8 protein-coding genes are annotated in these 5,390 nt (G+C 41.8%); 6 read left to right on the top strand and 2 right to left on the bottom strand.

Annotated features, from left to right (window positions below; genetic code table 11):
• The 6 genes from J6U00_RS03940 to J6U00_RS03915 all read left to right on the top strand — a co-directional run.
• A partial coding sequence (locus tag J6U00_RS03940) for a site-specific integrase (protein WP_296579160.1) occupies positions 1-461 on the top strand: 461 nt, incomplete at its 5' end.
• A 166-nt stretch (positions 462-627) separates the two neighbouring features.
• A complete protein-coding gene (locus J6U00_RS03935) occupies positions 628-1,089 on the top strand; it encodes a low molecular weight protein-tyrosine-phosphatase (protein WP_296579157.1) in 462 nt (153 codons plus the stop codon).
• Positions 1,086-1,277, top strand: a complete 192-nt coding sequence (locus tag J6U00_RS03930; RefSeq protein WP_296579155.1) for a hypothetical protein — start codon at positions 1,086-1,088, stop codon at positions 1,275-1,277. The genes J6U00_RS03935 and J6U00_RS03930 overlap by 4 nt, the downstream gene beginning before the upstream one ends.
• 3 nt (positions 1,278-1,280) lie before the next feature.
• Positions 1,281-1,646 carry a C-GCAxxG-C-C family protein gene (locus J6U00_RS03925; RefSeq protein ID WP_296579151.1) on the top strand — a complete coding sequence of 122 codons (366 nt, stop codon included), beginning with the start codon at positions 1,281-1,283 and terminating at the stop codon, positions 1,644-1,646.
• 130 nt (positions 1,647-1,776) lie between these two features.
• On the top strand, positions 1,777-2,307 hold the full coding sequence (locus J6U00_RS03920) for an alpha/beta hydrolase (protein WP_296579148.1): 531 nt from the start codon (positions 1,777-1,779) through the stop codon (positions 2,305-2,307).
• Positions 2,308-2,440: 133 nt separating this feature from the next.
• A complete protein-coding gene (locus tag J6U00_RS03915; protein ID WP_296579145.1) occupies positions 2,441-2,746 on the top strand; it encodes a hypothetical protein in 306 nt (101 codons plus the stop codon).
• Positions 2,747-2,949: 203 nt separating this feature from the next.
• On the opposite strand, the gene J6U00_RS03910 is transcribed toward J6U00_RS03915, so the two are convergent.
• A complete protein-coding gene (locus tag J6U00_RS03910) occupies positions 2,950-4,623 on the bottom strand; it encodes a bifunctional diguanylate cyclase/phosphodiesterase (protein ID WP_296579144.1) in 1,674 nt (557 codons plus the stop codon).
• A gap of 277 nt (positions 4,624-4,900) precedes the next feature.
• Positions 4,901-5,365: a preQ(1) synthase gene (gene queF / locus J6U00_RS03905; RefSeq protein WP_296579163.1), complete on the bottom strand. Its 465-nt coding sequence runs from the start codon at positions 5,363-5,365 to the stop codon at positions 4,901-4,903.
• Positions 5,366-5,390 lie beyond the last annotated feature (25 nt).

Raw genomic sequence — 5,390 nt, 5'->3', positions numbered from 1 at the left:
ATCATCAGATTATTCGAGCCAGTGACATGGAATACATTATACAACCTCCTAAAACAGAAAAAGGTATAAGGTATGTGCCGATGACTGATGAAGTTGCAGATTGTTTCCGCAGAATAATCGCCAAACGCAAAAAAGTTAAAGTCGAGCCTTTTATCGGAGGTTATACAGGTTTTCTTTTCTTAGATAAAAACTCAATGCCAACAGTTGCACTTCACTGGGAAAAATATATGCAGCATATTAAAGAAAAATATGACAGAATTTATCGTATTCCGTTGCCTTTAATCACTCCTCATGTTTGCCGTCACACTTTCTGTTCCAACATGGCTAAAAAAGGTATGAATCCCAAGCTACTTCAATATATAATGGGACACTCGGATATAATCGTAACACTGAACACTTATACTCATGTCCAAATTGAAGATGCCGAAAAGGAATTGAAACGATTATCAATAATTAGTTAAATGGTAAATCTTTATAATCTACCACTGTTTTTACCACTTTTGAATGGTAAAACATGAGAAAATATGAAAAGATTTGGAAAAATACTATTTTTTTATACACTAAATTAAAAACGCGAAAGCGCCTATATTTAGACATTTTCCGCGAATTAAAGGAGTTTTTATAAAGTTGATAAAAATAATGTTTGTTTGCCACGGCAATATCTGCCGCTCTCCAATGGCAGAATTCATAATGAAAAAGCTCGTTACAGACGCAGGTCTTGGCAATAGGTTCTATATAACATCAAGCGCTACAAGTACAGAGGAGCTAGGCAATCCCGTATATCCTCCTGCCCGTTTAGAGCTTGCAAAGCACGGTATAGGCTGTTCTGGAAAAGATGCGATACAGCTCAGAAAATCAGATTACAACAAGTATGATTATTTTATTGGCATGGACACCGCCAACATCCGCAATATGAACCGCATCTTCGGTAGTGACAGAGACGGCAAGATATACAAGCTTCTCTCCTTCACAGGACGCAGCGACGACGTGTCAGACCCGTGGTACAGCCGCAGATTCGATACGGCTTATGCAGATATAGAAAAGGGCTGCAAAGGACTTCTTGCAAAGCTTAAGGAGGATATCAAATGAAGTATGAGATAATCGATATTTATGAAGAGGATTACGGCTGCGAGGGCATACCCGAAGGAGGAGAGCTGATGTGCATAGTTGCTCTCAGGAACGAAAACGGCATTGAAAAACACGTCCGTCTTTCAGACAGCTTTATAACAGATAATTCACTGAAAAAGGGCGGGTTCGTCCTGCTCGAGGAGGTATAAGTCATGGCAGAAAAAGCAAACAAGGCAATAGAAAATCACAAAAATTTCTACAGCTGCTCGGCTGCGGTAATGTGCGCCTTTGCAGACGATATAGGAATCACTGGGGATGAAGCCAGAGCTGCTGCAGCCCCGTTTGCAGGCGGAAAAATGATAAAATGCGGAGCCGTTCTCGCTGCCGAATATATCCTTTCAAAGAAATATCCCGACAAAGCACCTGAGCTCATAAGTGAGTTCGAAAACAGGTTTATAAACATGAACAACTCTGTTGTATGCAAAGAGCTGAAAGGCTCCCTAACAAGAAAGCCGCTGCGATCATGCAGGGGCTGTGTCACTGACGCTGCCGAGATACTCGAAAAGATGTGCATATGATCCTAAAATCCGCCCGTAAAGCATCAATATTGAATAGGAATACTAAGCCGTAGTATTTTTGAAGTACGTTCAGTAATGCTACGCTATAAATTGCTACTGATATAAGCCGAAATTTGGAGACTGCATTATATTGAAAAAAGCACTGAAAATAACGGGTAAAATACTGCTTGGGATACTGATAACACTTGTGGCAGCAATAGTGATAATGCTTATCGGTAATTCGATAAACGGCAGAGCTCCCGACGGTGGTATCAACGAGACTATGTATGCCGATATAAACGGTACAAAGCAATGGATAAACATTTACGGACAGGATAAGGATAATCCAGTTCTACTGTACCTTCATGGCGGTCCTGGCTCTTCAACGAGTCACATTGATTATGCCTTCACGAGAAAGTGGAGCGACGTTTATACGGTATTCAAATGGGATCAACGAAATTGTGGAAAAAGCTATGGCACGTCAAAGACAGAGGCCATAACAGCAGACATCATGATGCAGGACGGCGAAGAAACGACCGAATATCTGCTTAACTATATGGACAAGGAAAAGATAACTCTTCTTGGACACTCATGGGGTTCATTGTACGGTGCTAACTTGGCGCTTAAGTATCCCGAATACTACGAATCATTCATCGGTACTGGACAGTTCATAGATTTATAAGGAGAATGAACAAAGACTTTACAATACTGCACTGAAATGGAGCGAGAGCGATGAAGAGAGAAAGGCAATTCTTGCCAATTGGACTCCTGACAAAGCAGACTCAATAAAATCCTTGCAGGCAAGAACAAATATTATGGAAAGATATGGCTACGGCATGATGAAGGATGGAACAGACTATAACATCTTCACTACTGTGCTGTTCAACCCGAATTATACGATAAAGGATTATATCGGATTTGTCAAAAACAGCAGAGAGGCATTCGGGCCTTATATGGATTTCTTTTCAGGCGATATGTCAAAACTGTCTTTGCTGGGTAAATACGATTATAAGATACCATTCTACAATATAAACGGAGATATGGATTATCATAAAAATTACCAGCTTGCCTGTGAATACTTCGAGCAGGTGAACGCTCCTGAGAAAAAATGTTCGTTATGAAAAATGCTACACATGGTCTGCTTGAATCACGTTCGTAAGAGTTTTCGGAGATAGTACACAGGATAGCAGAAATGCAAAATAACTGTTAGGTTCTAAGATATCTCGGAAACATAATCATAAAACAATGCCCCGAAGCACTTTTCCCATGCTTCGGGGCAAAACTTCTGTATGAGCACCCGTTTGACAACGGGCGATTTTTCATATTATTCAACGTCATATCTGCCTTTACGAAGACGTTCCTCAAACTCCTCAACAGGCAACGGCTTATCAAACAGAAAGCCCTGTGCAAGGTCACATTTGTTCTTCCGGAGCGCCTTAACCTGCGTCTGGGTCTCAACGCCCTCGGCAATACATTCAAGTCCCATAGCCTTTGCCATTCCCACAACATAATGGAACATAATGTCTCTCGTGCTCTCCGCACCGTCCTCATCATGCTCTGGGATGAAGTTCTTGTCCACCTTCATGACATTCCACGGTATCTCCTTTATAAGGTTCAGTGAAGAATAGCCCATGCCGAAATCATCAACGGAGGTACATATCCCTGCGTTCTGCAAACCGCTTACAACGCGCTTAAGATCACGAAACTCAACGTCAGTGGTCGTCTCGGTGAGCTCCACCTCTATATACTCATGGGGAACGTCGTTTCTGTCAACGATCTCTAGGATATGCTCCAAGAGATCCATATCAACCATATGCTTACGGGAGAGGTTAACAGATACTCTCACCACGTTCTTTCCCTCTTTTAGCCAGCGTTTGATATCCTTGCAGACGTGGTCGAGCATATAAAAATCCAGTCTGCATATCTCCAGTCCGTGTTCAAGTATTGGTATGAACTCAATAGGCGGTATTATCTTTCCGTCCCTAAACCAGCGACAAAGAGCCTCTGCGCCCACTATCTCGCCAGTATTTATATTCACCTTTGGCTGATAGAAAACGTGATACTCTTCCTTAAGCACAGCCTCTGGGAAGAGGTGCTGTATACGCATGACCTTGTCCTTTTCGGCAACCATTTCATCGCTGAAAAAAACTATATTCTGATTGTCACTGACTTTTGCAGCGTTTGAAGCCGATATTATCTTATCAAGTATATCCCCGATATCGCTCATGACAAAGTCCTCAGGGATAAGAAATACTCCCACAGAAGCTGACACCATTACCCTGTCGCCAGATCTTACATCATAAACTACAGCAGCACCGTTGAGATAGCCAAGTACGTTATTGAGGCAGTCTCTCTCGCAGACAAGAGCAAAATTATCACCGCCGACACGGCATATCTCGCCTTTTCCACGTATCATATCCGCGATGGAATTAAAGAAGCTGTGCATCACCATACTTCCGAGACTTCTACCTATCTGCTGATTGACGAGCGCAAAATGCTTTAGATTGAAGTGAAGAGCCGCCATTCCGGATATGTTGCCTTCCTGCTCAACCCTATGTATATAACGTATAAGATAACGGAAGTTATGATATCCATCGTCGTCATAGAAGGCAAATCTGTTTGCAGCGTCCTGTATCCTGATCCTGCTAACATACACGGTAACGGTATTCAGGAAGAATTTGACAGCTTTAGCCTCTTCATCGCTCCAGGGCTCAACACCTTCTTTTATATAGACGTCGCAGATGATGACATTCATCAGGTCCGTGACTATACGCTCTGAAAGACCGACAGTTCCCTTTTCGCCGGTGTCATAAGATACAAGCTCATCGCCTTTGCCCAGTTCTTCACTTCTGACATCCTGATACGTTCTCGTAGTGATTTTTGATATACGGTACAAGCCGCATATATATTCAAGCTCAGCACTGACCTTTGTAAAGTCAATTTTTTTCATACTGTTCAATTTTTCAAGAAGTCCTTCAAAAACCGAATGAAAATCCATTTTCTCACTTCCCATCCTAAGACGACGCCTAAGTCAATCTTTTCTTAAACCTTATTTTAACGAAATATAGGCATATATATATCTTTTACCAATTAAATCCTTTTTTTTTTAAACAACCATTGTTGAATGGATATATAATTTATTATTCTATTATACCACATTATAGTTAATTTGTCAATCACTGATAGTGTAATAAAACAACATATTATTATAAGATAAAATTATACAAATAGTCAAAAAGCGTGTACCACTGCCTGTGATACACGCTTTCAGCACATTATCTGTTATTGACCGCCTCGGGATACATATCATGGTGAGCCAGTCTGTCCCATGCCAGCTCCTCCCACTTTGTACCAGGGAGCCCGTAATTGCAGTAGGGGTCTATGGAAATACCACCACGGGGCAGGAATTTTCCCCATACTTCGATATATTTAGGCTCCATGAGCTTTATGAGGTCCTTCATGATTATATTCACGCAGTCCTCGTGGAAATCCCCGTGATTGCGGAAGCTGAAAAGGTAGAGCTTCAGTGACTTGCTCTCCACCATTTTCTCAGCAGGCACGTAGGATATATATATTGCCGCAAAGTCCGGCTGTCCCGTGATAGGACAGAGGCTTGTGAACTCAGGACAGTTAAACTTTACAAAGTAATCGTTGTCCGGGTGCTTGTTGGGAAAAGTTTCCAACACCGAGGGATCATATTCCGAGGAATAGATCGTCCTGTTATTGCCGAGTAGAGATATGCTCCCTTTTTCATTTTCATTTCTT

It is taken from the genome of Ruminococcus sp. (genome assembly GCF_017650195.1).
Classification (GTDB): Bacteria; Bacillota; Clostridia; order Oscillospirales; family Ruminococcaceae; genus Ruminococcus.
Note: the sequence above shows the minus strand (reverse complement) of the source record. Positions and strands in the feature narration are given on the sequence as shown.

What these genes read in the sequence shown, in the direction of transcription:
- J6U00_RS03930 (WP_296579155.1), top strand. Translation starts at nt 1,086, where the DNA reads ATGAAGTATGAGATAATCGATATTTATGAAGAGGATTACGGCTGCGAG.
- J6U00_RS03925 (WP_296579151.1), top strand. Translation starts at nt 1,281, where the DNA reads ATGGCAGAAAAAGCAAACAAGGCAATAGAAAATCACAAAAATTTCTAC.
- J6U00_RS03915 (WP_296579145.1), top strand. Translation starts at nt 2,441, where the DNA reads ATGGAAAGATATGGCTACGGCATGATGAAGGATGGAACAGACTATAAC.
- J6U00_RS03910 (WP_296579144.1), bottom strand. Translation starts at nt 4,623, where the DNA reads ATGGATTTTCATTCGGTTTTTGAAGGACTTCTTGAAAAATTGAACAGT.